General features: G+C 61.4%; 25 protein-coding genes and 2 pseudogenes. 11 read left to right on the forward strand and 16 right to left on the reverse strand.

Annotation, left to right across the window (positions count from 1 at the left end; all coding sequences use genetic code 11):
* Positions 1-206: 206 nt before the first annotated feature.
* From WH91_RS14345 to WH91_RS14375, 8 genes and pseudogenes are all read right to left on the reverse strand, one after another.
* The gene (locus WH91_RS14345) at positions 207-665 is read right to left on the reverse strand and encodes a heme-degrading domain-containing protein (RefSeq protein WP_244542459.1); all 459 of its coding nucleotides are present in this window, start codon (positions 663-665) and stop codon (positions 207-209) included.
* A 39-nt stretch (positions 666-704) separates the two neighbouring features.
* The gene (locus WH91_RS14350) at positions 705-1,493 is read right to left on the reverse strand and encodes an SDR family NAD(P)-dependent oxidoreductase (RefSeq protein ID WP_082102183.1); all 789 of its coding nucleotides are present in this window, start codon (positions 1,491-1,493) and stop codon (positions 705-707) included.
* The gene (locus WH91_RS14355; protein ID WP_046171707.1) at positions 1,471-1,968 is read right to left on the reverse strand and encodes a 2,4'-dihydroxyacetophenone dioxygenase family protein; all 498 of its coding nucleotides are present in this window, start codon (positions 1,966-1,968) and stop codon (positions 1,471-1,473) included. The genes WH91_RS14350 and WH91_RS14355 overlap by 23 nt, the downstream gene beginning before the upstream one ends.
* 10 nt (positions 1,969-1,978) lie before the next feature.
* Positions 1,979-2,731, reverse strand: a complete 753-nt coding sequence (locus WH91_RS14360; protein WP_046171708.1) for an RraA family protein — start codon at positions 2,729-2,731, stop codon at positions 1,979-1,981.
* A gap of 35 nt (positions 2,732-2,766) precedes the next feature.
* Complete coding sequence (locus WH91_RS14365; RefSeq protein WP_046171709.1) at positions 2,767-3,045, reverse strand: SDR family oxidoreductase; 279 nt, start codon at positions 3,043-3,045, stop codon at positions 2,767-2,769.
* Entirely contained in the window at positions 3,042-3,779 is a 738-nt protein-coding gene (locus tag WH91_RS14370) for a mandelate racemase/muconate lactonizing enzyme family protein (RefSeq protein ID WP_342028133.1), read from the reverse strand. The genes WH91_RS14365 and WH91_RS14370 overlap by 4 nt, the downstream gene beginning before the upstream one ends.
* A 159-nt stretch (positions 3,780-3,938) precedes the next feature.
* Positions 3,939-4,207, reverse strand: a pseudogene (locus WH91_RS25940) (mandelate racemase); the annotation flags it as partial.
* Positions 4,204-5,355 carry an iron-containing alcohol dehydrogenase gene (locus tag WH91_RS14375; RefSeq protein WP_046171710.1) on the reverse strand — a complete coding sequence of 384 codons (1,152 nt, stop codon included), beginning with the start codon at positions 5,353-5,355 and terminating at the stop codon, positions 4,204-4,206. The gene WH91_RS14375 and the pseudogene WH91_RS25940, both read right to left, overlap by 4 nt.
* A 319-nt stretch (positions 5,356-5,674) precedes the next feature.
* Between WH91_RS14375 and WH91_RS14380 the strand changes: the two genes are divergently transcribed.
* Genes WH91_RS14380 through WH91_RS14390 form a run of 3 tightly spaced genes read left to right on the forward strand, consistent with a single transcriptional unit; the run spans position 5,675 to position 8,716 of the window.
* On the forward strand, positions 5,675-6,457 hold the full coding sequence (locus WH91_RS14380; protein WP_046171711.1) for an IclR family transcriptional regulator: 783 nt from the start codon (positions 5,675-5,677) through the stop codon (positions 6,455-6,457).
* Positions 6,458-6,479: 22 nt separating this feature from the next.
* Positions 6,480-7,670, forward strand: coding sequence for a mandelate racemase/muconate lactonizing enzyme family protein (locus WH91_RS14385; protein WP_046171712.1), 1,191 nt, complete (start codon positions 6,480-6,482; stop codon positions 7,668-7,670).
* A gap of 47 nt (positions 7,671-7,717) precedes the next feature.
* Positions 7,718-8,716, forward strand: coding sequence for a Gfo/Idh/MocA family protein (locus WH91_RS14390; protein WP_046171713.1), 999 nt, complete (start codon positions 7,718-7,720; stop codon positions 8,714-8,716).
* A gap of 8 nt (positions 8,717-8,724) precedes the next feature.
* Here WH91_RS14390 and WH91_RS14395 read toward each other — a convergent pair whose 3' ends face one another.
* The 5 genes from WH91_RS14395 to WH91_RS14415 are packed head-to-tail and all read right to left on the reverse strand — an operon-like array spanning position 8,725 to position 13,393.
* Positions 8,725-9,705 carry an SDR family oxidoreductase gene (locus WH91_RS14395; protein WP_046171714.1) on the reverse strand — a complete coding sequence of 327 codons (981 nt, stop codon included), beginning with the start codon at positions 9,703-9,705 and terminating at the stop codon, positions 8,725-8,727.
* A gap of 37 nt (positions 9,706-9,742) precedes the next feature.
* Positions 9,743-10,609: a sugar phosphate isomerase/epimerase family protein gene (locus WH91_RS14400; RefSeq protein WP_046171715.1), complete on the reverse strand. Its 867-nt coding sequence runs from the start codon at positions 10,607-10,609 to the stop codon at positions 9,743-9,745.
* Positions 10,606-11,646, reverse strand: coding sequence for a zinc-dependent alcohol dehydrogenase (locus WH91_RS14405; protein ID WP_425285363.1), 1,041 nt, complete (start codon positions 11,644-11,646; stop codon positions 10,606-10,608). The genes WH91_RS14400 and WH91_RS14405 overlap by 4 nt, the downstream gene beginning before the upstream one ends.
* 46 nt (positions 11,647-11,692) lie before the next feature.
* Positions 11,693-12,589, reverse strand: a complete 897-nt coding sequence (locus WH91_RS14410) for an NAD-dependent epimerase/dehydratase family protein (protein WP_046171717.1) — start codon at positions 12,587-12,589, stop codon at positions 11,693-11,695.
* A gap of 21 nt (positions 12,590-12,610) precedes the next feature.
* Positions 12,611-13,393: an SDR family NAD(P)-dependent oxidoreductase gene (locus WH91_RS14415; protein ID WP_046171718.1), complete on the reverse strand. Its 783-nt coding sequence runs from the start codon at positions 13,391-13,393 to the stop codon at positions 12,611-12,613.
* A gap of 322 nt (positions 13,394-13,715) precedes the next feature.
* Here WH91_RS14415 and WH91_RS14420 point away from each other — a divergent pair, with 322 nt between their 5' ends.
* Positions 13,716-13,910: a helix-turn-helix domain-containing protein gene (locus WH91_RS14420; protein WP_046171719.1), complete on the forward strand. Its 195-nt coding sequence runs from the start codon at positions 13,716-13,718 to the stop codon at positions 13,908-13,910.
* Positions 13,911-14,260: 350 nt separating this feature from the next.
* On the opposite strand, the gene WH91_RS14425 is transcribed toward WH91_RS14420, so the two are convergent.
* Together WH91_RS14425 and WH91_RS14430 are read right to left on the reverse strand one after the other, a co-directional pair.
* Complete coding sequence (locus tag WH91_RS14425; protein ID WP_046171720.1) at positions 14,261-15,361, reverse strand: Zn-dependent alcohol dehydrogenase; 1,101 nt, start codon at positions 15,359-15,361, stop codon at positions 14,261-14,263.
* Positions 15,362-16,831: an NAD-dependent succinate-semialdehyde dehydrogenase gene (locus tag WH91_RS14430; RefSeq protein ID WP_046171721.1), complete on the reverse strand. Its 1,470-nt coding sequence runs from the start codon at positions 16,829-16,831 to the stop codon at positions 15,362-15,364. It lies immediately after the preceding gene.
* A gap of 822 nt (positions 16,832-17,653) precedes the next feature.
* Between WH91_RS14430 and WH91_RS25485 the strand changes: the two genes are divergently transcribed.
* The 7 genes from WH91_RS25485 (at position 17,654) to WH91_RS14455 (ending at position 20,211) form a co-directional block, all read left to right on the forward strand.
* A complete protein-coding gene (locus WH91_RS25485) occupies positions 17,654-17,929 on the forward strand; it encodes a hypothetical protein (protein ID WP_046171722.1) in 276 nt (91 codons plus the stop codon).
* Entirely contained in the window at positions 17,926-18,213 is a 288-nt protein-coding gene (locus WH91_RS25490; protein ID WP_244542460.1) for an ABC transporter substrate-binding protein, read from the forward strand. Before WH91_RS25485 ends, WH91_RS25490 begins: the two co-directional genes overlap by 4 nt.
* Positions 18,113-18,688, forward strand: coding sequence for an ABC transporter substrate-binding protein (locus WH91_RS25495; protein WP_046171723.1), 576 nt, complete (start codon positions 18,113-18,115; stop codon positions 18,686-18,688). Before WH91_RS25490 ends, WH91_RS25495 begins: the two co-directional genes overlap by 101 nt.
* Positions 18,631-18,822, forward strand: a complete 192-nt coding sequence (locus WH91_RS25500) for a hypothetical protein (protein ID WP_046171724.1) — start codon at positions 18,631-18,633, stop codon at positions 18,820-18,822. Before WH91_RS25495 ends, WH91_RS25500 begins: the two co-directional genes overlap by 58 nt.
* 60 nt (positions 18,823-18,882) lie before the next feature.
* On the forward strand, positions 18,883-19,194 hold the full coding sequence (locus WH91_RS25820; protein ID WP_280140255.1) for an ATP-binding cassette domain-containing protein: 312 nt from the start codon (positions 18,883-18,885) through the stop codon (positions 19,192-19,194).
* Positions 19,191-19,631 carry an ATP-binding cassette domain-containing protein gene (locus WH91_RS25825; protein ID WP_280140256.1) on the forward strand — a complete coding sequence of 147 codons (441 nt, stop codon included), beginning with the start codon at positions 19,191-19,193 and terminating at the stop codon, positions 19,629-19,631. Before WH91_RS25820 ends, WH91_RS25825 begins: the two co-directional genes overlap by 4 nt.
* A 289-nt stretch (positions 19,632-19,920) precedes the next feature.
* Complete coding sequence (locus WH91_RS14455; RefSeq protein WP_143078250.1) at positions 19,921-20,211, forward strand: hypothetical protein; 291 nt, start codon at positions 19,921-19,923, stop codon at positions 20,209-20,211.
* 601 nt (positions 20,212-20,812) lie between these two features.
* Here WH91_RS14455 and WH91_RS23550 read toward each other — a convergent pair.
* A pseudogene (locus tag WH91_RS23550) lies at positions 20,813-21,331 on the reverse strand (IS630 family transposase); the annotation flags it as partial.
* Positions 21,332-21,537 lie beyond the last annotated feature (206 nt).

A 21,537-nucleotide genomic window follows, 5' to 3' on the forward strand; every position in this document is an offset into this window, starting at 1 on the left:
CCATGGCAAGTTCCTCTCGTTGAAGGGAACTCCATGGTCAGATCAGCTGCCGCTCGATCAAAAGCTTATAATGAAACCGAGACCCCGCCGCCCGCACCCTCCCGCGAAGCGGGTTCGTGCATGGGGCCGGAAGTGCTTTCGCTCACCTGCTGCTGAACCGCAGCTATATCGCCTCCAGATTCGCCGTGTAACCATCTCCTGGCGAACTACAACAGACCTCTCAATGTCGAGACCACCAGTTGATGGTCTTCGACGTCAGGCAGCCCGCTCACTGCTGCAGCGCCTACAACACCGACGCCCCTGATGATGATCGGTACCCCACCGCCGCTGGCCGCGAAATCCTCGCGGGGCAGCCGGTAACGGTCGTGGAAATCCACCGACTTGTTCTCGCAGAGCAGCCGCATATAGAGCGAACTCTGGTGAAAGCGCAGGGCCACTGCCCGCTTGCGGCGGACCCAGTCGAGATTGTCGGGAGTGGCGCCAGGCAACAGCGCGAAAAAGGCCGGTGTCGCGCCATGGGATACCTCAATGCCGATCGGCAGCCGCCGTTCGGCGGCAATCTCTCGGATCCGGCGCCCAAGCTGCCAGGCCATTTCGAGATCAAACGAGGAAAGCACAAGCCCGGCCTGTTCGGCGGCGAGCTCGTCCATCGTGGGGGTAATCAATTATTGCTCCATGAGACAGGGTGGGGCCGGACCTGGAAGTCAGGCGATCGAATAGCCGCCGTCAACGGTGAGGATCGAGCCGGTAACGAAGGAAGCGGCAGGAGATGACAGGAACAGCGCGGCGCTGGCCACCTCGTCAGGATGGCCCCAGCGCCTGAGTGGGGTGCGCGCGAGGATGGGCGCCGAGCGGTCGGGATCGTCGCGCAGCGGCTGGGTCAGCGGGGTCGCGATCCAGCCAGGCGCCACCGCATTGACCCGGATGGGATCGTCGGCATAGGCGATGGCGAGGGATTTGGTGAGCTGGGCTATGCCGCCCTTGCTCGCGGCATAGCCGGGCACCAGTCCGCCGCCAAAAAAGGACAGCATGGACGCCAGGTTGACAATGCTGCCCTGCCCCGACTGCCCCAGCGCGCTGCGGGCGGCGGTGCAGAGCCGCATGGTGCCGCTGAGATTGACGGCAACGACCTGTTCGAACACCACCGGGTCGAGCTCGTCGCCGCGCCGGATCATGCCCGCGCAGTTGACCAGGACGTCCAGAGTTTGAAAGTCGGCCAGCAGGCCGGTGATGGCATCGGCGTCGCGCACGTCGAGGACGGAGAAATCGACGCCATCGAAATCGCTGATGGCCTGCAGCGGGTCGATCTCCCTCCGGGCAATGCCAGTGGCGAAAACCTGGGCCCCCGCCGCTCGATAGGCCCGCACCATGGCTGCACCAATGCCGGAAGTACCGCCGGTGACGAGCACGCGCTTGCCGGCAAACCACCCCTTGGCCCAGTCGTAGCTGCCCAAGGGCATGGCGAAACCGTCAGCGGATGAACTGGTCGACATAGTCCGCCCCTAGGCCGCATTGGGCGTAATGGGCGCGGCACATGTCGATCTTGGTGAACACGTCCTCATAGCCGATATGCTCATTGGCCTCGTTGAGATAGACCATCGAGCCGGTGATGTTAAAGAAGGTGATCATCTCCTCGACGTCCTCGGGCACCAACAGGGTGTGGATCTCGCCCGGCGGCTCGAAGACATAGGAGCCGGTTTCGGCGACCCAGTTGTGTTCCCGATAGTGCCAGCGCCCCTTGATGACATAGCCATGCACCGGATTGGGATGCAGGTGCCGCGACAGCACGCCGGCGCGCCGCACGCGCAGCAGATTGCACCACTGGCCGACCATGGTGTTGAGCAGCAAGGGCCTGAACCACACGCCTTCGGCCTGTGGCACCCAGACCCGCTCGTCCTCGGGGACAGCGGGGACCGCGATCTCGAGCGGCGCCAGGGGATGCGCCGAGCCGGTCATGTTGCTGTACATTGTGCGATCCTTAGCTGTGAGACGGCCGGGCAGCGCGCCAGGCCTGATACTCGTCCTCGACTCCGGCAGTCAGCGGATAGTATTTCCGCAAATCGGCACCCTGGGAAAGCCGGAAACGCGCAAATTCTTCCCATTCGGCGTGTTTGCTGGCTTCTTTGATCAGTTCCTCGGCCATGGCGACCGGAACGACCACGACGCCGTCGTCATCGGCCACGATAATGTCGCCGGGCATGACCAGCGCGCCGCCACAGGCGACGGGGACGTTGACGGCAAAGGGGATCAGGTTGGTCTGGGCATGGTAGTTGGGCGTTACGCCCTTGACCCATATGCCCAGGTCCAGCTCGGCCGCTTTGGCGGAATCGCGGATGCAGCCGTCCACAACGATGCCGGCGCCGCCGCGGCCGGCCAGATAGGTCAGCATCATCTCGCCAAAAATGCCGCTGCCCATGTCGCCGCGGGCATCGACCACCACCATGTCGCCGGCCTGGGCCGGGTAGAGCACGTGGCGGTGCAGCTGACGCTCGGGATTGTCATATTCGTTGGAGCCGTAGAGATCCTCGCGCTTGGGCATCATCTGCAGCGTCAGCGCCGGGCCGGCCACCGAGCGGCCAGTTTTAAGCGGCAGGGGTCCATGGATCTGGGCATCACGGATGCCCATCAGGCTGAGTTCGCTGCTGGCCGTGGCCGTGCCGATCAGCGCCAGCGCCTCGCAATGAGCGCGGGGGGGACGGGAAATGTCGCGGATATCGGAAGGAGATTGCACGTTGTGGCCTCTGGAACAGGAGTAGGAAAAAAGGCTCAGACCCAGCCGCCATCGGCGACATAGTTCTGACCGGTAATGGCGCTGGCATCTTCGGACGCCAGGAACAGAGCAAGCTTGACGATATCGTCGGGAAAGATGCGCCGTTTGATGGCCTGGCGCGCCTGCCGCTCGGCATAGGCCTCGGGCGTCAGCCAGAGCTCGAGCTGCCGCTTGGTGACGATCCAGCTCGGCGTGATGGCATTGACGCGGATATTGTCGGGGCCGTCGGCGGCGAGGAACTGGCCCCCTGAAATGTGACCGCCGAGGATGTTCATCGATGGCGAACCGATGAAGGAGGCCACGAACAAATTGCGCGGAAAGTCGTAGAGCTCGAGCGGCGTGCCGATCTGTTCGACGATGCCGTCATGCAGGCTTCCTCGATCAGCTCGACGCCGAGGCCCGGAGCGGTTGGCACAAGAATGAAGCCGTTTTCGAACTGCAGCGTTTCGCGCACCAGTTCCTTGCGCCAGGGCACGTCAACCGAGACGGTTTCGAACACCGAAAAGTTCGGAATGGCGACCGAGAGATGGAGCGTCATGGCATTCATCACCGGGCCGACCGAATTGTGCGGCGCCAGCGGTATCAGGTGAGTATGGGCCAGATGCGCCACCCGCTTGGTCTCGCCCATGCCGCCGGCGTGAGACACGTCGGGCTGCAGGATATCGATAGCCTTCTTGCTCAATGCCTCGAGGAACCGTGCCGGCTCGTAGAAGCGCTCGCCCGCCGCGATCGGCACCGGGCTATTGGCGCGCACATCGGCCAAGGCATCGATGCTTTCAGGCGGCGTCGGCCCTTCGATCCAGGTCAGATCGAAGGGCGCCAGCGCCCTGCACATGGCAATGGCGGTGGGCACGTTGAGCCGGCCATGCACGTCCAGCATGAGGTCGACATCGGGGCCGACGGCATCGCGCACCGCATCGACGATCTCGATGGTGGAGCGCCGCTGCTTGCGGTCCATTTCCAGATCGGCGGTGTCGAACGGGTCCCATTTGAGCGCGCGATAGCCCATGGCGACGGCCTTGCGGGCATTGTCGGCATATTGCTCGGGTGTCACCGCGCCGAAGAACCAGTGATTGGCATAGCAGGCGACGCGGTCGCGATATTTGCCGCCGAGCAGTTCGAAGACCGGCACGCCCCGCGCCTTGCCCTTGATGTCGAGCAGGGCCGCCTCGATGCCGCCCAGGGCGGTGCGGAAAACCGCGCCGGTGCGCCAATAACTGTCGCGATGGAGTTGCTCGATGATGGCATCGACCGCGAACGCGTCCTTGCCGATCAGCACGCATTGGAGTTCTTCGAGCGCGCGACGACGGTGTTGGTCTTCCATTCCAGCGTCGCCTCGCCGACGCCGTCGATACCGTCATCGGTATAGAGTTTGACGAAGACGAAATTGGTGCGCGAGACATTGGCGACGAACGTCTTGAGAGCAGTGATTTTCATTGAGCTGGTACCGGTGAAGTGCTGTCGGCCATGGCGGCCTCCAGAATGGATCGGTAGTCCTCGGCCGAAGCGAGGCGCGGATTGGTGCCGTGGCTGTGATCGGCCAGGGCCCGCTCGATGACCCAGGCAAAGTGGCCGCGGGTTACACCCATGGCCGCGAGGCCTTCGGGCAGGCCGAAGCTGGCATTGAGCGCTTCGAGCGCCGCGGCCAGATCCGCCTCAGGCGCCAGGCCCAAGGCCTGCTTGAGACGGCCGAGCTTTTCGCCCAGCACCGCAGCGTTGAAGCGCAGGACCAGCGGCATCAGGATGGCGTTGAGCGTCCCGTGATGCAGCTTGAGGTCCTGCAACCCACCCAAGGCATGGCTCAGCGAATGCACGGCGCCGAGGCCCTTCTGGAACGAGAGGCCGCCATGCAGTGCGCCAAGCATGACCTCGGTGCGCGCCGCCAGATCCACGCCCGTGGCAAAGGCGGTCGGCAGGTTGCGCCAGATGCGGCCGGCCCCATCGAGCGCGATGGCATCGGCGGTCGGGTTGATGCGGGGCGACGAGAAGGTTTCGATGCAGTGCGAGAGACCGTCGAGCCCCGTTGCGGCCGTCAGCATGGGCGGCAAAGCCAGGGTCAGTTCGGGATCGCAAATGGCGCGGCGCGGGATGAGATGGGGGCTGATAATGCCCAGCTTGCGCCCGTCAGAGAGGGTGAGCAACGCGGCACGGCCCACTTCCGCGCCAGTGCCGGCCGTGGTGGGCACGGCGATGACCGGCGCCACCGGACCGATGCGCTCGAGCCCGCCATAAATGGCGGCAAACTGCTCCAGGCTCCCCTCATGGGTAGCCAGCAGGGCCACGCCCTTGGCCAGATCAATGGGAGAGCCACCACCCAGTGCGACAATGCCGTCGCAGCTCTGCGCCCGATAGATCGACAGCGCCTCGGCCACCGCCGTTTCGGTCGGATTGGGCGGCGTCCCCAGATAAACGGCATGCTGAGCCGGCAACAGTGCCTGAACCTTTGCCACGACGCCGGCTTTTTCAAGGCCGGAGTCCGATACTAGCAACGGGCGACTGACGCCCAGTTCAGCCAGTGCTGCCGGCAGTCCGGCCAATTCGCCAACGCCAAAATCGATTGCTGTCAGATAGGTGATACGAGCCATGGTTCAGTGCCTCCTGATGCGGGCTACCGCCTGCATCAGCATGGAATTTTCTGCCATCTGCATCAGTTCCATGCGATGACCTTCGGGGTCTGCGATCCTGCACTGCCAGTTGCGATCGGCCTCCAGCGCCTTTGGACGAACGCGATCTGGTAATGGAGCACAGTGCGATGCCGGGCAGTCCGGGACGGTCACGCGGAATCCTCCTCAAAGACGTCGTAGCGCCGCCGGACATCCTTCGGATAATCCAAATATGAACTTGGGTAGTTCACAATTATATGATGGTCTCAACGTGGTTTTTGTCAACCGTGAAGCAGGACCGATGAGCGTTCCGAACGACGGCCCCGCCAGCAAGCACACCATTCCGGTGATCGACCGGATGATGGAGCTGCTCGGAGCGGTGGAGCAGCGCGAGGCCGGCATGACGATCAGCGACCTGATCGTGGTGCTGGGCCTGCCCCGGACCACGGTCTACCGCATTCTCAACACGCTGCAGCGCCACGACATGGTGCGCCGTGACGATGCAGGCGTCTACCATCTCGGCCGGCGCCTGCTGACCCTGGCCTCGCACGTCATTGCCCGCTCCAGCGACATCGACATCGCGGCCATCTGCCAGCCGGTGCTGGACAGACTGGCGGCCGAGCTGGGCGACGGCGTCAAGCTCAGCGTGCTTGATGCGGAGGGCATTCTGGTGCTGGCTGCTGCCCCCGGGCGGCGCGAATATGCACTCACCGTGGCGCCGGGCCAGCGCATGCCGATCCATGCCGGCGCGGCCAGCAAGCTGCTGCTGGCTTATCTCGAGCCCGACGCGCTCGATACCTGGCTGAGTAAGCCGCTAGTTGGCTATACCAGCAAGACCATTACCGATCCAAAGCGCCTGCGCAGCGAATTGCAGCGCATAAGACGGCTGGGCTGGGCGCATGACAAGGGCGAGAACGCTCCCAGCATTCACGCCTATGCCGCGCCCGTATTCACCAAGTCTGGCAAGGTGGTGGCTGCCCTCAGCATACCCTTCCTTTCCGGCACCGAAGCCACCCGCATGGAAGTGATCCGCATGGCAACGATCGACGCTGCGGCCGCCATAAGCCGTGCCATGCCCGTCTAAGAGAAGGCCCTGGGAGGGGAAAATGAAGATTGTTGATCTCAAATGCGCCATCATCGGCAAGAGCCCGGTCGTGCGCATCGTCACCGACGAGGGCATTTCCGGCTATGCCCAGGCTGAAACCTGGAAGCCCTATTTGAAGCCGCATATCCTGGCCTTTCGCGAAGCGCTGATCGGCGAAGACCCCACGCTGGTCGAGCGCGTCATGCTCAAGATCCGCCAGCGCGGCGGCTTCAAGCCCTGGGGCACCGCCGTCAGCGTTATCGAAATGGCGCTATGGGACCTGGCTGGCAAGGGGGCGGGGCTGCCAGTGCACAAGCTGTTGGGCGGCAAGATCCGCGACAAGGTGCGCGTCTATAATGGCGCCATCCGCTTTCCTTTTACCGGCCACCAGCCGCAGGATTATGCCGACGACATGGCCAAGATGATGGCCCTGCCGCAGGGCTTTACCATCTTCAAGCAGCCGATCGGATTTCATTCGGCGATGAAGCGCGAAGTGCCCAATTTCTACTATGGTGAGCCGAGCGCCAGCCCGTTCCATGGAGCGCTCGATCGTGGCCCGATCACCGAGAAGGGCCTTCGCCACATCGTCGACTGCGTCGCCGCGATGAAGGAAGTTGCCGGCGACAAGGTGGGCATCGCGCTCGATTGCGGCCCCGGCTGGATGCTGGGCGACGCCATCCGCCTGGCGCGGTTACTCGAACCCTATAACCTGATGTGGATCGAGGACCTCTTGACCGGCGACTATACGCCTTGGGTCAATGCCGGGGTCTACCGCGAGCTGACCCGCACCTCGACCACGCCCATCCATACCGGCGAGCAGATCTATCTGCGCCAGAATTTCAAGGAACTGATCGAGACCCAGGCCGTACATGTGGTCGGACCCGATCCCGCCGATGTGGGCGGCATTGCCGAGCTCAAGTGGATTGCCGAATATGCCGACCTGCACGGCATCACCATGGCCCCGCACGGCACTGCCAACGGCCTTTTGGGCCTTGGCGCGCTGATTCAGGTGTCGGCTACCCTGCCCAATAATTTCATCGCCTTTGAATATACCACCGCCGATCCGGACTGGTGGAACAACATCGTCGACACCGTGCCGGTAGTCGAGAACGGCATGATTGCCGTGCCCGATAAGCCGGGCATGGGCATCAATATCGTGCCGGAAAAGGCCCAGCGTTATCTGGCCTCCGACGACCACGACTTCTTTGCCTAACCGGCGCGGCGCGCCTCCCAGTCACTTCAGTCAAACAGGATAAGCTCATGAAAAAAGTACGTTGGGGAATTCTATCGACGGCCAACATCGGCATGGAAAAGGTCATTCCTGCGATCCAGCAGTCCGCCCATTCTGCAGTGGTCGCCATCGCCTCGCGCGACCTGTCCAAGGCCCAGCATGCCGCCGACCAGCTCGGCATTGCCAAGGCCTATGGTTCCTATGAAGCCCTGTTGGCCGATCCCGATATCGACGCCATCTACAATCCCCTGCCCAATCACCTGCACGTGCCCATGACGGTCGCGGCGACCAAGGCCGGCAAGCACGTGCTTTGTGAAAAGCCGATTGCCCGCACCGCGGCCGAGGCCGAGGGCCTGCGCGACTGCGCGCCCGGCCTAATCGTGATGGAAGCTTTCATGATCCGCTTTCACCCCCAATGGCTGCGCGCCCGGGAGATCATACGCTCAGGCGAGCTGGGCGACGTGCGGACCATCAGTGCCCTTTTCACCTATTTCAATGACGATGCGGGCAATGTGCGCAACCAGGCCGATATCGGCGGCGGTGGCATTCTCGATATCGGCTGCTACCCGGTCACGGCGGGGCGGTTCCTCTTTGAAAGCGAACCCAAGCGGGTCATGGCCCTGGTCGATCGTGATCCCCAGTTCGGCACCGACCGGCTGGCCAGCGTGCTGGCCGATTTCGGCGGCGGCAGGCAGCTGAGCTTTACCTGTTCGACGCAGACCGTCGGCGAGCAGAGCGTCACCGTGTTGGGCAGCAAGGCCAAGCTGGCCATCGCAATCCCCTTCAATGCTCCCGCCAATGAGCGCACCTCCATCACCGTCGATACCGGCGCGCCCTTCGATGGCTCGCTGGCACGGCGAGAAATCCTGCCGGCCTGCGACCAGTATACCGAACAGGCCGAGGCCTTTGCCCTGGCCGTGCTCGGCGAACAGACGCTGCCCTGGAACATCGAGGACGCCATCGCCTCGATGAAAGTCATTGACGCCATTTTCGCCAGCGAACGCAGCGGCACCTGGGCGAATGTCTAGTCCCTCAGCTAGCCCAGCGCTTCCTGTGCCGCGCAAATGCGATCAACCAACGCGTCGAAATCGCCTTTCGGCGGGCGGCTCGCGGAGAGGCGCTGCTTGAGGTGCATGATGGGTTCGGCGAGGATTTCGTCCAGGTTCTCGGCGCAGGTGAAGTCGCCGACGACGCGCTTGACCTTGGAATTGTCGAAAATCGCCGTCCACGCCTTATCGCCGACCAGCGGGCCAACCCATTCAGGGTTGTAGCGGATCAGGGTATCGGTCGGGACGTGTACGATCCTGGCTTCGACGCCGAGCAGGCGGGCGATCGACTTCTGGATGTCGTCCCAGATATGGGCGCGGTCGTTAGTGATGTGGAAGGTGTCGTTGAGCGCCGCCGCCTTGCCGAACAGGCGGACAAACGGCACGGCGAAATCCACCGACCGCGTCAGGGTCCAGGGGGTATTGCCGTCGCCAGCGACGATGGTTGGTTCGCCATCGAGCATGCGACGGGCCATGATGTCGCTGTCGCCCACCATGATGGGCAGGCCGGTCCGCACCGTGTGACTGGGGCGGACGATTGTCCATGGCAGGCCTTCGGTGCTGGTCAGCAGATCTTCACAGGCGATCTTGGCCTGGCTATAGGGCCAGTACGGGTTGACCGCCGGCGTCTCTTCGGTGATCACGTAATGGCGTGCCGGCTTCTGATAGACCGAGGCCGACGAGATGAAAATGTATTGCCCGCAATGGCCTGAAAACACTTCGATGTCTCGTGTCACCTGATCAGGCGTGAAGGCGATGAACTGGCAGACGACGTCATATTTTGTCCTGGCCAGATCGGCATATTCGGGGCCGGCGCGATCGCCGATGATCGAGTTGACGCCTTTGGGCAGGGCGTCAGGCCGCTTGCCGCGGTTATAGACACTCACATTGTGCCCCTGCGCGACGGCGTCCTCGACGCAGGGATAGGAAATCTGACCGGTGCCGCCGATGAAAAGAACAGTCATAGCCATTGGGAAAACCTCATGCCGGAAGGAAAGCTCGGCGCCGCTAGGCCACGGCGCCTGCAATGTTTTTGATGTAGGCCAAGCCACGCTTGTACTCCGGCACGCCGAAGTGCTCGAGCATCAAGGGCACCTCGCGCCCCAGTTTCCCGATCTCGGCAAGATAGGCCGCATAGTCGAGATTGCCCTCACCTGGTGGCACTTCATCGAAATGAAACGAGATCGTTCCGGGCCCACCCTGCATCACGATGTCCTTGGCGTGACATGACACCACAAATGGCCCCAGCAGCTCGAATGCCTCGCGGATCATGCGGCCGGTATTGAAATAGAGGCGCGGGGTGATCACCATGTTGACCGCATCGATATGGGCGCCAAACTGCGGACGATCAACGGCCTTAAGCAGCTTGAGATAATTCTCGGCCGTATCGGTGACCAGCCAAGGCACCATTTCCAGTGAGAATTTGGCGCGCTTGGGTTTGACCGCATCGATGACATAGCGGGCCGTGTCCACCGCGCGCTGGAAGCCGGCTTCGCTCTGGTTGTCGGGATGGGGGCCATAATCGTAGTTGTCGCTCAATTGCCAAAGATCGCCGACATGACCTGCTGTGCCGTGGAAGGCGACGCAGGCGCGGGCGCCCAACTCGTCGGCCAGGGCAAGCTGGTGAACGGCATAGTCCAGATTGGCCTGCCGCTGCGCATCGTCATGGGCGATCAGGTTCTTCCAGGCGCCGCCCTCGGCGATGATGACGTCGGCCGCGGCCATGGCCTTGACGACAGCTGCGATCTCTTCGCGACTGTCGATGCTGATATTGGGCATGTAGGCGGCATTGTAGCCGAACGCGACATGGGCCCGCACATAGGCGTCGGGGTCGCCGTCATAGTCGATGCCGTAGCCACCTAATCGCAGGGTCATGACTGTCCTCCATTGGGATAAAGCAGCACCTTGCCACAGCGACCGGTCTCCTGCAGTGCGAACGCTTCGCTGACCTCGTCCAGCGCAAAGCGATGGGTGGCCAGCAGATCGAGCAGCGGTCGCGCATCGCGCACACGCTGCATCATCTGCGTCCCAAGACGGTCGTGATTCCAGTGCCAACTGCCGAAAATGTCGAGACCCTTGCCGGTGATGCGATTGACCGGCAGCGCGCCGCTCCAGGTGACGAAGGACAGACGACCACGCGGCCGCACCAGTTCGAGCACGACCGGCGGCGCTGCCTCATTGTTGCTGGTCTCGATGGCGGCATCGACGCCATAACCACTGGTCAGCGCGCGGATCTGATCGACCAGGTTCGGCGCAAGTGGATCGAGCACGCGTTCGGCACCCAAGGCGCGCGCCAGCTCGATCCGATAGGGATTGAGCTCCAGCGCGATCACCCTGGCACCGATTGTGCGGGCATTGACGATGGCACCCAGCCCGACTGCGCCGCAGCCCGAGACCAGCACGGTATCGGCGGCCGACACCTGCATCCGCTCGATGGCGGTGAAGCTCGGTCCCAAAGCACAAAGCGCCATGGCCGCGTGATCGGTGCTGATATCGTCCGGAACCGGATAAAGGAGATAATCTGGCTTGAGCAGATATTGCGCATAGCCTCCGAGCCCGCAGGACGATCCAGTCTCGGCCAGCAGGTCGCGCTGCTCGGTGCAATGAATGTGCTCGCCTGAGCGACAGGCCTGGCACTTGCCGCATCCCCAATGGGGCATTGCGATGACCCGGTCACCTACCTTGAGCCGTGTCGACTGGGCAGCATCGACCACGATGCCCACCGCCTCATGCCCAAGTTCATGCCCGGCCTCGCCAGTACGCCAGGACTGCCATTCGGTGCACATTGGCGCGACCAGTACCTGCACCTTGACGACATCGCCCGCCGCCTGCGGGTCAGGCTGTTCCGAAACCCGGGCGTCGCGCGGGCCAGTAATCTCAACTGTCAGAATTCTTCTTTCCTCCCAGAAAATAGACTACCCGGCGCGGCTTCTCTTTTGCCCGCCGAGCACCGTTAAATCAGGATTGGGGCACATAGAGTCGCCAGCTGTGCTGTTCCTTGAACCCCAGGACTTCACGGATCTTGCGGTTTGACAACGGTGCTTCCCGATTGCCCATGGGTCGTGTGATGGGTGAATTCGGCGCCCATTTTTTCAGGAAAGCCTCGGTCGGTTCGTTGGCCGTGATCTCGTCATTGACCGCGTTGAAGACCTGGAATCCCAGCCCGTTCTTGGCGATACAGAGATCGACGATCTGGCCTAGGTCGCGTGCATCGATATAGCTCCAGGCATTGCGTTTGCGCGATATCGGGTCGGCCAGGAAAGCAGGGAAACGCGCATAGTCTTCGGGCGAGACGACATTGCCGATGCGCAGGGCATAGATGTCGGCGCCGGTGCGCATCGCAAAAGCGCGGGCTGTCTTCTCGTTGACCACTTTTGACAGGCCATAGCTGTCCATCGGATCGATGTCGTAATCTTCATCGAGCGGGAACGAATGATAATCCTGGTCGCCTTCGGCAAAGCAGACGCCATAAGTGGTTTCGCTCGATGCGATAATGACCTTCTTGATGCCCAGTTTGGTCGCCGCCTCGATGACATTGTAGGTGGAGACCACATTGGACGTGAAGGTCTCGTTGTCTGGATGAATGAGTACGCGGGGGATGGCCGCGAAGTGCACCACCGCGTCGACCGGCGCAGGACCCCCGCCGGTCTTGAAGCCATCAAAGTCGAAATGCGTGGACAGCGCGTTGAACACCTGGCCGCTATCGGTGAGGTCAGTGATCAACGTATTGACACCGTCCTTATCCAGCGGCTTCAGGTCCAGATTAAGAATGGCGTGGCCTTGCGCGCGCAGATAGGCAATGGCGTGGCGCCCGGCCTTGCCGCTGCCGCCGGTGAAGACAATACGTTTGCTCATGGGGATTCCTCGTGATCGATCTTATGGCATCAACTGACCGCCATTGACCTCGATCTCTTGGCCGATGATGTAGCTTGATAGGGCGTTTGATGCCAAAAATAGATAGGTGCCCACGCAATCTTCTGGTCTGCCATGGCGCCCCTGCGGAATAGCGGCCAAAGCGGCGTCCATCTGGGCCGGCGTCGAATAGCGTTCGTGGAACGGTGTGGTGATTACCCCGGGCGAGACGGCGTTGACACGGATCCCGAAGGGGATGAGTTCTTTGGCCATGCCGCGCGTAACATTGGCGACGAAGGCCTTGGAAGAACCATAGATTCCAGCACCATTGCTTGCGCCATTGCGGGCCGCAATCGAGGTGGTGTTGATGATGAAGCCACCGCCGGCGGCCTTCAAATGCGGTATGGCCGCAGTGCTGGCGGCCAGGACCGAGCGCGCATTGAGATCCATAACGGCGTCGTAATGGACGTCGGTCATCTCGGCATAGAGCAAACGGGCGACCATGCCGCCAGCATTGTTGATGAGGCCGTCGAGGCGGCCAAAGGCGGCCACGGTCTCCTCGACCGCCTGGCGCATGGCGGCGGAGCTGTTGGCGTCTGCCCTGATCAGTGCAACCCTGCCGCCAGCCTCGGTGATCTCGTCCGCCAGTCGGGTCGCGGCATCGACACTGGAATTATAGTGCAGCCCCACTAATGCGCCCTGGGCCGCAAAGGCAACGGCAAGTGCAGCGCCGATGCCGGTTGATGCACCGGTGATCAGCACGGCCTTGCCGGCAAGGTCGGGTATAACAAGTTGAATTTCGGCCATGATATTGGTTACCGGGTTTGTCGTCGGATGTCTGGTCGTTTGCTGGTCCAGGTGGCAACCACGAAAGTCACAAACCCGGGGTATTGGCCACACTATTAGCCCGGCAGCTTTGGGTCACCAATGGTTCTCCAACCTAGAGAACATGTGAGCCGTAGCGTCTGCCGGACACGATCAACCATCAAAGGTCATAAGGGCGAGCCCCGCGTGACCGTCGGCATTGGCTTGGGCAACCATGGTTAGTTCTCGCTGATCCGTCGGCCTTGGGTTAGTAGACATTGCATGTCTTTAGATCATATATAAGAACCTAAATGAGTTTTTTCGGATGCTGATCGTCGAAAATAGAACCCTGCAGATGCCGGTGATGCCAGGTGACGCGCTGGCTAAGGGAGCAGCGAAACAGGCTGTCGACATTCTGGCCGCAGCATTGCCAATGGTGCCTTTCGTCCCGGGGGAGATCATGCCAACAGAGCCGGAGCTTGCAGCTTCCCTACGGGTCTGCCGCAACACAATTCGCTAAACGATCAAACTACCGTCCGTTAAGGGATTTATGCGAACGGCACGCCGCTATGTTACCCACGTTCGGCCGATTGAGAAATGGAACTTGCTTGATGGCGATGTCGTGTGCGAACTTCAAAAATGGACCTCGTTCCAAGCTCCCACAGAACCGACTTCTGCACCGCAGAGGCCATTGCCATTTTGAGACCTTGAAACTACTGCATAAGTCCTGATCTAGCACCATTCAGGCGCTGAGCGACGTACAGCGCAAGCACTGGCATCGCGATATCTATAGCCAGTCGATGACCGTAGGGACGTGGCTACCCCCACTATGGCGTGGGCGTAACCCAGGCCTCGAGAACCGAGCTTGCTTTAGGTGAACTCGATGATCGAGCGGGCCAATACGCCTTGCTCTAGCCACCGCAGGGCGTCATTGACATGCTCTAGCGCGATGCGCTTGCCGATCTGAGCGTCGAGGTTCAGCCTTCCCGACTGGTAAAGAGAAAGGATGCGCGTAATGTCTTGCTCGGGTACGCCACCTCCGTAAATAGAGCCGATCAGGCGCTTTTTCGACCCCGGAAAGCCAATGGCCGGGATAGCCAGATCCATGCCTTTAGGCGCAATGCCAACGATGACGACGCTACCCGCCGGCCGGGTCATGTCGTAGGCCATGCTCATGGCCTGTGGCCGACCGGTGCATTCGATGGAATGGTCCACGCCTCGCCCGCCAGTAAGCTTTAGGACCTGCTCGCGTGCATCGGACGCGATCGCGTTGACGAAATGGGTGGCGCCGTTGGCAAGTGCCAGCTCTGCCTTGTCGGGATTTGTGTCAACGGCAATGATGGTCTGGGCGCCGGCAAGCCTTGCAGCCTGGATTGCGTTGATACCCACGCCACCGATGCCGACGACTGCAACTGCTTCACCCGGTCGCGCCTTCGCGTCATTCACGACGGCGCCAAACCCGGTGGTTACCGCGCAGCCAACCAAGGCGGCCACAGCGAAAGGCACGTCATCGTCAATAACGATGCAGCCTGTTTCAGGCACGACGGCGAATTCCGCAAAAGATGAAACACAGGAATAGTGGTTGATCGGGGCAGCAGTCGGACCAAGCCGACTGGTGCGGTCCCAAAGCCCGCCACTGATGGCGGCGCCGGTATAAACGTCGCACAGCGTAGGGTGGCTCTGCTGGCAATAAAAGCAATGACCGCAATTGGGTGACCAACTGAGGACCACCCGGTCCCCCGGCTTGACCTTGGACACACCGGACCCGACGCGCTCGATGATGCCGGCCGCCTCATGTCCGGGGATGAGGGGCAGTTCTGATCCGGTTTTTCCCCTTATAGTGGAGAGGTCGCTGCTGCACACACCCGTGGCCATGATACGCACGAGGACTTCGCGATCGCGGGGCGCGGCAATGGCGACGTCCTCTATGGTAAGATCCTTTTCAAAGGAGCGAAGAACTGCAGCTTTCATTTATTGGCTCCGCACGGAAACAAATCGACTGAACATCATCTCGCGCAGGGCCTCAATGCCACCCTCGTCGCCATAGCCTGAGTCATGGATACCGCCGAAAGGGACCTCGGGCAGGCCGAGGCCGTTGTGGTTGATCGACAGCATGCCCGAGCGGATATGCCGTTGCATGAAAGCTATCTGCGCAGCGTCGCGGGACCAGCCATAAGCGGCCAGTGCAAAGGGCAAGCGGTTGGCCTCGGCGATTGCTTCCGATGCTGTCGAGAAGCGATTGATGATGGCTACCGGGCCGAACGGCTCTTCATTCATAATTCGCGCGTGAACCGGCACGTCGGTGAGCACGGTGGGATGAAAGAAGTAGCCCCGCTTTCCTGTTGCGGGACCGCCGGTGACAAGCCTTGCCCCCTGCGCGACAGCATCGTCGATCAATGCGGTCAGCGCCGACACGCGCCGGTCGTTGGCGAGCGGCCCCATATCTGCCTGTGGATCAAGGCCGTCGCCAATCTGGATGGCTCCGGCTCGTGCCGAAAAACGCTCGACAAATCTCTCGTGAGCGGCATCCTCGATCAGGAAGCGCGTCGGAGAAATGCAGGCTTGGCCAGCATTGTGAAACTTGTCTCCCGCCAAAGTCTCAGTTGCAGCTTCAAGATCGGCATCGGCGAAAACCACGGCCGGCGCATGGCCGCCGAGCTCCATGACACAGCGCTTGAGGTGCTGCCCTGCCATTGCGGTGAGTTTTCTGCCCACCACGGTAGAGCCGGTGAAGCTGATGCCCCGGACGTCAGGATGGCTGATCAGGTGGCTCGACACCTGGGTCGGGTCGCCGAATACCAACTGCAAGGTCGACGCTGGCAAACCGGCATCGATAAAGGCCTGGACCATCGCGGCGGCCGCTGCGGGAGTTTCCTCGGCAACCTTGATCACGATGGCACAGCCGGCAGCCAGCGCAATGGCGATCTTGCGAATGGCCTGGCCCAAGGGGTAGTTCCACGGCGTAAAGCCAGCGATCAGGCCCAGTGGCTCCATCGTGGCAATAGCTGAGACGTCGCTTCCTCTCGCCGGTATCGCGCGACCATAGGTCCGGCGGCCTTCATCGGCGAACCAGTCGGTAACTTCAGCGGCAAACATCACTTCGGAGCGGGCTTCCTTGATAGGCTTGCCCTGTTCCATGGTAATCAAAGGGGCTATCTCGCTCACGCGCTCCCTCAATATGTCGGCCGCCCGACGCATTATGAGCGCCCTATCAAAAGCCGAAACCCGGCTCCAAGTCTCATATGCGCTTTTGCCAGCTCTGACCGACGCTTCGAGATCCGACGGCGCTGCAAGCGCCACACGGCCGATTGTATCGCCAGTGGCAGGGTTTTTGACCTGCGCCCAATCTCCGCCGGCACCTTCTCGCCAGCGGCTGTCGATAAATAGTTTGGTATCTGGATACGAGTATGACCGCAGGTGAGTGCTTGCCGTTTGCGCCATTCGGAATCTCCAATTCAAACCAAAGTGCCTACATTTGCATACGTATGCAAGATGTTGGTTTGGATGTGCTGTGGAAGTGCTCAAACGGCATTCGCTGCAGACCGCTTCGGGATTCTGCGAACTGATTTGAACGACCGAAATGGGTCGGAAGCAGCCGTTGGCTGATGAGCGCCCTACCCTTCTGCTTTGCACCGGTGAGTTCAACCGGTCATCCCAACACCTTCTGCAGCCTGTCGGCCGGCGTTTCGAGTCCAGAGTTTTTCGTGGTCGTTGATCGAGCCGCAGGGCGACGGCGTCGAGTTGGTCCTGCGAGACCTCAAAGAGGTTGGTTGGTTTGGGGAGTACTGCCTTCGGAGTTGGCCGCGAACGCATCGTAGCCGAGGCCGGTGCCCTGCTGGGCGGTCCAGATAATGCTGTCGATATTTGTCACTTTATGCGCCCGGTGATGTAACCCAGTTTCCAAGCAATTTGGAATTCTCTCTAAAATGCTGATCCTTCATAATGTTCGCCAAGCGATCGGTGTCCAAATCGCATTGCGGGGTGAACTTCCGCCCGCCCTCTCATGCCCTCGCTAGTGAATTTGTCTGATACGGTCCTGGTGACCGCTGGCTGTTCTGAGGGTGCTGTGGCGCCTCAGGCGGTGCCGGTTAGATAACGTCCTGCCTCTGGATGAGACCCACGACAGCTGCAAACCGAAAAGTTATTGCATCGTTGCAATTGAACGTCCGGCTTTGGCCGAATTGTCATCAAACCATTGCATCCCGCCCCTATTCGGCGTCTCGTTTCTCCCTCCTCCCAGGCTACCTGATGTTGAAATCTCTGATGAAAGCAGCCGCTGTCGGCGTGCTGGCTACTCTTGTTGGCTTGTCGGCCGTTGTCGCCCAGGAGCGACCCGATGTGGTCGTTGCCGTGCAAGCTATTCCCCCCACCCTCGAGCCCGCCAAGGAGCTCTCCAACCAAGGCGTGCGCATCACCTATTCGATGTTCGATACGCTGATCCGCCGCGATTCCTGTCCGGCGAAAATGGCAGCGGTTCGACCCTCGTACCGGGTCTGGCCACCAGCTGGAACTGGGTCGATGACCGCCCCCTGGACGTGACGCTGCGCGACGGAGTCAAGTTCCACAATGGCGAGACGCTGACCGCCGACTACGTGGTCTTTACCTTCTCGCCCGAGCGCCTGACCGGCGAAACCGCTCCGCTCCCCTATGGCCGCTCGTATTTCGGTGGCCTTGAATCGGTGACCGCCATCGACGCGCTAACCGTGCGTTTCGTCACCAAAAATGCCGATCCGCCCGTTCGGTGGTCTTGGCCAACCCGCATGTGCTGGTCTACAACACCGCCCATCCAGTGCTGGCCGACAAGCGTATCCGTCAGGCCATGAACCTGGCGATCGCCAGCTGCTCGCCGACGCCCTCTGGGCCGGACGCGCCATTGTTCCCAACGGCTTCCAGCATCCCCAATTCGGCGACCTCTATGACGCCGACCGTCCTGGCTTCGGCTATGATCCGGAAAAGGCCAAGGCGCTGCTGGCTGAAGCCAGCTATAACGGCGAGGAAATCGTCTACAGCACCCGCGCCGCCTACTTTACCAATGCCACGCCCGCCGCCCAGGCGATCCTTGAAATGTGGAAGGCCGTTGGCATCAACGCCCGCCTCAACGTGGTCGAAAGCACCGACGATCTGGCCGACGACATCTACATGGTTCGCACCTGGTCCAATTCGACCCGTTATCCCGATCCGGCCGGCGCCATCTGGAACCTGTGGGGCCTGCTCGGCGGCTTCCAGAAGAGCCAGAAGGAATGGCCCCCGTCGAGTTCAACGCCCTGGGCGCCAAGCTCGACCTCACCACCGACATGACCGAACGCCGCGAAGTGTTCCAGCAGATGCTCGACCAGTGGGAAGAGGAAGCCCCTGGCACCATCCTCTACCAGCCGCTTGAGACCTATGGCGTTCGCAAGTCGCTCGAGTGGCAGCCCTATAGCTTCTACTAAATGGACCTGCGTCCCTATAACCTCGGCGAGGCCAATCCCTCGTGAGCTTGCTGTCCGTCCATGAGTCCGCCGGCATCAGCCGGCGGACAAGCCAACCTGACCCGGCGGTGCCGGTGCTCGCCATCACGGGCTGACTGTCGGCACGCCGCAGGTCGATCTCGTGCTCGATGTGAACCTGTCGTTGAGCCCGGCGAAACCTTGTGCCTCGTCGGCGAGAGCGGATGCGGCAAATCGATTACCTGCCTGGCCGCGATGGGACTTACTGCCGCTCCGGTTGCGGTCAAGTCAGGCCGGGTGACGTTTTTGGGCCAGAACCTAACGAGGATGGGCGAGCGTGCGCTGGCCGATCTGCGCGGCCGTACCTCGCCATGATTTTCCAGGATGCGCCAGCCGCGCTTAATCCGGTGCGGCGTGTCGGCGATCAGGTAGCCGAGGTGCTGGTGGTGCACAAGAACATGCTTCGCGCAGTCGCTCTTGCCATGGCCGTGGAGCTGTTTGCCCAGGTTGGCATCGCCGATCCCGCGCGTTGCGCGCGCTCGTTCCCCAATGAACTTTCGGGCGGCATGTGCCAGCGGGTGATGATTGCCATGGCGCTGGCCTGCCAACCTCGTCTGATCATCGCCGACGAAGCCACCACGGCGCTCGACGTGACCCACGCAGGCCCAGATCCTGCGCCTGCTCAAGCATCTGCAGGCCGAAACCGGCGCCGCGATGATCTTTGTCACTCACGATCTTGGCGTCGTTGCCGAAATCGCCGATCGCGTGGCGGTCATGTATTCCGGCCGCGTGCTCTAACTGGCAACCGCTGACGATCTCTTCACCCGTCCCCAGCACCCCTATACGCAAGGGTTGATGGCCAGTCGCCTGCATGTCGGGCTGACCCATGGTGGATGGGCGTGCCGGCCGGCGTGGTCATCTTCCTGACCACCCTGTCGATCAGTCTGGCCGGCGACTAGCTCCGCGACAAGCTTGACCCGACGCTGAGAGATGCCCGAGGCTAGGGGCAAGCGTGACGCCTCTTTTTTGGACCCGCGGCTTTACGCCCAAAGGTAAGGGCGGACGTCCTCGTAGTCCCGCGCGCTACACCAAAGAAGCCTTGTGGATGATTTTGCCGACGTTCGGCGTTTGGTCTTTGGAGCTGACGAAACCAGGAAGCTGATTGACATGCGACGTACGGGAGCAGTCGAAGACAACGCGGGCGGGGCCTCGGTCGAAATAATGGCCGCCAAGATGGGCGACTCAATCGACGTAAATCGCAAGCTTCAGAAAACTTATATGCCGGTCAATGCTGCCGCAGTTCGAGAGGCTGATCTGGCTCGACGAATCGGGCGCGGTAAGCTCGCCCCGGAACAGAACGAGTTCAAAAAGTTGAAACTATTTGAGGAATGAAACGCGCAAACCTTGGGAAAGGGTGGCGCGAGAGACGGGACTCGAACCCGCGACCTCCGGCGTGACAGCCGGCTGGTATCGTGTTCCCACATCAATAGTTTCAACTTGTGAAAGCATGGATTAGATGCAAATGGTCCGAAAGTTGAAACTCGCTTTTGCGTGATCCCGGGCATTAGGCCCTGCCCTCAAATCGAGCTCGTTTCACGGAGACCTGCGCCACGGCCGATTTGGCACCTTTAGCGGAATGACCGCTTGTGGTAAAAGTTGGTCGATTGCTGACGTTCCCCACCGGGGCATTCCAATTGCCGGCTCGCGATTGAGAGTCGGCTGGTTGGGTGTCCCCGAGGGAACCTTTCCGCCCTTGAGGTCTACAGCTGGCTGGCTCGCTCGCTATGTTGCCTCCTATACGGGCATCCAATTGCCGAATGGTGCATCATGTTCGGCAATACACCCGCAGCAGATGCTGCTGCGGGTGTATTGCCGAGTAAAATCTGCCTTTTGGTCTTCCGCTATCAGTTCTTTGAGGCGACCTTCGGCTTTGGGGATGCGGACGAAAACTTGGGCTGGTTTTATGCCGTAATACCAAGTCTGACTGATGCTGACCCATTGCCCATTGGCGCGATCCGATTGACATGATGCGCCATGGCTGCCCGATGAGGCGGTTCCAGGCGAAGCAGCAATGGTCGAGAATGTCGTCGTAGGATTTGAAGACTCGGTTTGAGAGCCAGTTGTCGCGCATGAACTGCCAGACGTTTTCGACTGGATTAAGCTCGGGGCATTTTGATGGCAACGGCAACAGGGTGATGTTGGCAGGAACGACGAGTGCGGCGGAGCGGTGCCAACTGGCTTGGTCCAGCAACAGCACGGCGTGCGCGCCGGGCGCCACAGTGGCCGAGATTTCCGCAAGGTGCAGCGCCATGCCATCGGTGTTACAGCGAGGCAGAACCAGCGCTGCACCTTTCCCTTCGGCCGGGCAGATCGCGCCGTAGATTTAGGCCGAGGTGGTGCGCTGATCCTTGGGCGCCGATGGCCGCGTTCCGCGCTTGGCCCACCGCCGGGTGATCCCGTTCTTCTGGCCGACCCGCGCCTCGTCCTGCCACCAGATCTCTATGCTTGTGCCGCGGGAGCGTTGCCCGGATCGCAACCAAAACGATGAGGACGCCAGCTCCGGTGAGCGCGACGATATAGGGGTCGGGCGACCAGTCGAACATTTCGCTATCCCTCGTTGGCAGCGTATCGCCTGCGGCGCGCTAAAACGGTGATCTTGCCACGCATGCCGACCTCCAGGTGCGGCCGCCGCAAACGTCGGCGAGCCCTAACGCTACT

It is taken from the genome of Devosia psychrophila, assembly GCF_000971275.1.
GTDB lineage: Bacteria > Pseudomonadota > Alphaproteobacteria > Rhizobiales > Devosiaceae > Devosia > Devosia psychrophila.

Coding starts and splice junctions, on each gene's coding strand:
- WH91_RS14415 (WP_046171718.1), bottom strand. CDS start 13,393: ATGGCCGAAATTCAACTTGTTATACCCGACCTTGCCGGCAAGGCCGTG.
- WH91_RS25825 (WP_280140256.1), top strand. CDS start 19,191: ATGATTTTCCAGGATGCGCCAGCCGCGCTTAATCCGGTGCGGCGTGTC.
- WH91_RS25495 (WP_046171723.1), top strand. CDS start 18,113: ATGCCGATCCGCCCGTTCGGTGGTCTTGGCCAACCCGCATGTGCTGGT.
- WH91_RS25485 (WP_046171722.1), top strand. CDS start 17,654: ATGAAAGCAGCCGCTGTCGGCGTGCTGGCTACTCTTGTTGGCTTGTCG.
- WH91_RS14390 (WP_046171713.1), top strand. CDS start 7,718: ATGAAAAAAGTACGTTGGGGAATTCTATCGACGGCCAACATCGGCATG.
- WH91_RS14370 (WP_342028133.1), bottom strand. CDS start 3,779: ATGGGCTATCGCGCGCTCAAATGGGACCCGTTCGACACCGCCGATCTG.
- WH91_RS14385 (WP_046171712.1), top strand. CDS start 6,480: ATGAAGATTGTTGATCTCAAATGCGCCATCATCGGCAAGAGCCCGGTC.
- WH91_RS14380 (WP_046171711.1), top strand. CDS start 5,675: ATGAGCGTTCCGAACGACGGCCCCGCCAGCAAGCACACCATTCCGGTG.
- WH91_RS14350 (WP_082102183.1), bottom strand. CDS start 1,493: ATGTCGACCAGTTCATCCGCTGACGGTTTCGCCATGCCCTTGGGCAGC.
- WH91_RS25500 (WP_046171724.1), top strand. CDS start 18,631: ATGGCCCCCGTCGAGTTCAACGCCCTGGGCGCCAAGCTCGACCTCACC.
- WH91_RS14410 (WP_046171717.1), bottom strand. CDS start 12,589: ATGAGCAAACGTATTGTCTTCACCGGCGGCAGCGGCAAGGCCGGGCGC.
- WH91_RS14355 (WP_046171707.1), bottom strand. CDS start 1,968: ATGTACAGCAACATGACCGGCTCGGCGCATCCCCTGGCGCCGCTCGAG.
- WH91_RS14395 (WP_046171714.1), bottom strand. CDS start 9,705: ATGGCTATGACTGTTCTTTTCATCGGCGGCACCGGTCAGATTTCCTAT.
- WH91_RS14425 (WP_046171720.1), bottom strand. CDS start 15,361: ATGAAAGCTGCAGTTCTTCGCTCCTTTGAAAAGGATCTTACCATAGAG.
- WH91_RS25820 (WP_280140255.1), top strand. CDS start 18,883: ATGAGTCCGCCGGCATCAGCCGGCGGACAAGCCAACCTGACCCGGCGG.
- WH91_RS14420 (WP_046171719.1), top strand. CDS start 13,716: ATGCTGATCGTCGAAAATAGAACCCTGCAGATGCCGGTGATGCCAGGT.
- WH91_RS14375 (WP_046171710.1), bottom strand. CDS start 5,355: ATGGCTCGTATCACCTATCTGACAGCAATCGATTTTGGCGTTGGCGAA.
- WH91_RS14400 (WP_046171715.1), bottom strand. CDS start 10,609: ATGACCCTGCGATTAGGTGGCTACGGCATCGACTATGACGGCGACCCC.
- WH91_RS14365 (WP_046171709.1), bottom strand. CDS start 3,045: ATGAACATCCTCGGCGGTCACATTTCAGGGGGCCAGTTCCTCGCCGCC.
- WH91_RS14430 (WP_046171721.1), bottom strand. CDS start 16,831: ATGGCGCAAACGGCAAGCACTCACCTGCGGTCATACTCGTATCCAGAT.